The sequence below is a fragment of the Microbacterium sp. ISL-103 genome, from assembly GCF_018613995.1.
GTDB lineage: Bacteria > Actinomycetota > Actinomycetes > Actinomycetales > Microbacteriaceae > Microbacterium.
Genome location: NZ_JAGGPD010000363.1, coordinates 1 through 2,739 on the forward strand (window position 1 = coordinate 1; position 2,739 = coordinate 2,739).

General features: G+C 68.9%; 3 protein-coding genes and 1 pseudogene. 3 read left to right on the forward strand and 1 reads right to left on the reverse strand.

The genetic code is table 11. The annotated features are described in order from the left end of the window. A partial coding sequence (locus J7E68_RS13370) for a glycosyltransferase (RefSeq protein ID WP_215173350.1) occupies positions 1-219 on the reverse strand: 219 nt, incomplete at its 3' end. A 153-nt stretch (positions 220-372) separates the two neighbouring features. Between J7E68_RS13370 and J7E68_RS13375 the strand changes: the two genes are divergently transcribed. The 3 genes and pseudogenes from J7E68_RS13375 to J7E68_RS13385 form a co-directional block, all read left to right on the forward strand. After that, entirely contained in the window at positions 373-1,656 is a 1,284-nt protein-coding gene (locus J7E68_RS13375; RefSeq protein ID WP_215173348.1) for a CDP-glycerol glycerophosphotransferase family protein, read from the forward strand. Between the two features lie 2 nt (positions 1,657-1,658). Continuing rightward, positions 1,659-2,429: a biotin--[acetyl-CoA-carboxylase] ligase gene (locus tag J7E68_RS13380; protein WP_215173349.1), complete on the forward strand. Its 771-nt coding sequence runs from the start codon at positions 1,659-1,661 to the stop codon at positions 2,427-2,429. A gap of 88 nt (positions 2,430-2,517) precedes the next feature. After that, positions 2,518-2,739, forward strand: a pseudogene (locus tag J7E68_RS13385) (PH domain-containing protein); the annotation flags it as partial.

Sequence of the window (2,739 nt, forward strand, 5' to 3'; positions counted from 1 at the left end):
GGCTCGGATCGCTGCGTTCAGCCCCACCGGGATGTGCGCCGCCGGGTTGTCGACGAGCCGGATCCGCTCGTCGCCGGCCGCCAGGCGATGTGCGAGCTCCGTCGTGCCGTCGGTCGACGGGCCCAGCGCGAGCACGAGCTCGGCGGGAACCGTGAGCTCCTGCGCGAGCACCGAGCTGATCGCGTGCTCGAGATACGCGCGTTCGTTGAGCACGGGCATGACGAACGACACCCCGGACTCGGGAGCGTCGATGTCGTTGTCAGGCACATGACGATCATGGCATGGGCTTCTCGGGCGTTCCCTGATTCACCGGGAACGGCGCCGGTGCGCGGTGCCGTCGGATCAGCGGGCGCCACTCGGTATCCTGGAGGGATGGGTGCTGTGTCCGACGCGAAGAAGGCTTACCGTCTGCTGAAGCGGGCGCTCGCCTCGCGCAAGGCGGTGCAGCGCGTACGTCGTCGCCTCGCCGATCATGAGCCGCACCCCATCGAGCACTACCAGGTGGCCGTCTACTTCGCCGACGGTGCGGTCAACATGTACCAGATGCGCCAGTGGTACAGGCCGCTCACCGAGCTGGCGAAGCGCTGGCCCGTCGTGGTGCTGTCCCGCTCCGCCACCGGCGCTGACCTTCTGCTCGACGAGGACGGACCGCCCGTGGCATTCGTGCCGACGGTGCGAGACCTCGAGCGCTTCATCGGCACGCAGGACATCCGGGTCGTCCTCTACGTGAATCAGAACACGCGCAACTTCCAGATGTTCCGATACGGGCGTCGCTGGCATGTGTTCATCAATCACGGCGAGTCCGACAAGATGTACATGACCACGAACCAGTACAAGGCGTACGACTATGCACTGGTCGCGGGCCAGGCAGCACGGGATCGCCTCTCGCGCACCCTCTGGGACTGGGACATCGACCGTCGCACGATCGAGATCGGTCGACCGCAGGCGGATCACTACTCCGGATCCCTGCCGTACGCACCTGATGACCGCACGGTCGTGCTCTACGCCCCGACCTGGGAGGGAGACCGCCCGAGCGCGCACTACGGGTCGATCGCCACCCATGGCGAGGCGTTGGTCACGGAACTGCTGGCGTCCGGGGCGCACCGCGTCATCTACCGACCGCACCCCCGCAGCGGGGTCGTCGACGACGGTTACGGAGCCGCCCATCGGCGCATCATCGCCGCGATCGCGTCGGCGAACGCCGCCGATGCGACCGCCCAGCACATCTACGACGACGGCCCGGAGCTCGGCTGGCAGCTGGCGGCCGCCGACGTGGCCATCGTCGACATCTCGGCGATGGTCTACGACCGCCTCGCCGTCGGCAAGCCGCTGATGATCACGCGTCCGGTCGATGAGCGTGCGTCGGTGGACACCAACGGATACCTCTCCGACTGCGAGTGGCTGACGGCAGAGGGCGCCCGCGACATCGTGGCCGAGGTCGAACGGGTGCGCGCCGACGAGGCAGCCATCGCACGGCTGCGCATGTGGGTGCAGCACTACTTCGGCGACACGACGCCGGGAGCCGCCACCGAGAAGTTCCACGCCGCGATCGAGCAGCTCATGCACAAGTGGGACCGCTGGCAGGCTGTCGAGATCGGTGCCGTGCGCACTGACGAGGACGACGACGACGAAGAGGCCGACGAGGAAGAGGTCTGAGCATGCACCTCCCGCTCGCGAACTCCGTGGCACCGCGTGTCGTTGTGCTTCCGGAGGCGGCGTCGACGAACGCCCTGCTGCGTGAGCTGGCCGGGGACTCGGTGCAGTGGCCGCACCTGTCCACGATGCTCACGCTCGACCAGACGGCGGGCAGAGGTCGGTTGGGGCGGTCCTGGGTGACTCCTGCGGGGGCGTCCCTCGCCGTGTCGGTTCTCCTGCGCCGGCTGCCGTCCGATGCGGACGCGCGGGGCTGGATCCCGCTCGCGGCGGGCCTGGCGATGGCGGATGCGATCGCCGAGCAGCTGCCGGACGACGACGTCGCGGTGAAGTGGCCCAACGACGTGCTCGTCGACGGGCGCAAGATCTGCGGCATCCTCGCAGAGGCGACCGCAGACGCGGTGGTCGTCGGAACCGGGGTGAACACGGCGATGACGGCATCCGAGCTCCCCTTGCCGACGGCGACGTCGTTCGCCGTGCTCGGCGCCGAGGCAGACATCGACCGCCTGCTCGCGACCTATCTGCGCGCGCTCGACACGCTTCTCTCGGCGCTCTCGTCCTCTCCGGATGCGATCACGAGCGGCTTGCACGCCGCGGTGAGCCGGCGCTGCGCGACGATCGGGCTCGATGTGCGCGTCTCGCTGCCCGGCGACAGGGTGCTCGTCGGCCGCGCGATCTCGCTCGACGCGGACGGTCGGCTCGTGGTGAGGTCCGAGGGTGTCGATCATCCCGTCTCGGCGGGCGACGTGGTGCACGTCAGGCCGGCCCGAGTCTGACACGCCCGGGCGCGGAGAGCCCGATGTCGGCGGCAGCAGGCACAATGGAGGGGTGACCCAGCCCGTGACTCTCGGCGGTCGGCCGACGATGCCACCGCCAGGCGTGCCCACAGAAGAGCTGCTCATCGCGCGGTTCCGAGGACACGCGCGACGGCTCTTCTGGTCAGCTCTGGTGCTGATCGCGGTGTTCGGGGCCACCGCCTACTTCTTCGACAATCTTCCGGCGCCGGTCGAGAACTGGATGCTGCTGAGCGCGTCAGGAGCGGCGGTTCTTCTGCTCGTCGTCCTGCCGTACATCGTCTGGTACTCC

Bases quoted from the DNA above. Each gene is read 5' to 3' on its own strand.
- J7E68_RS13380 (WP_215173349.1), top strand. From the start codon at position 1,659: ATGCACCTCCCGCTCGCGAACTCCGTGGCACCGCGTGTCGTTGTGCTT.
- J7E68_RS13375 (WP_215173348.1), top strand. From the start codon at position 373: ATGGGTGCTGTGTCCGACGCGAAGAAGGCTTACCGTCTGCTGAAGCGG.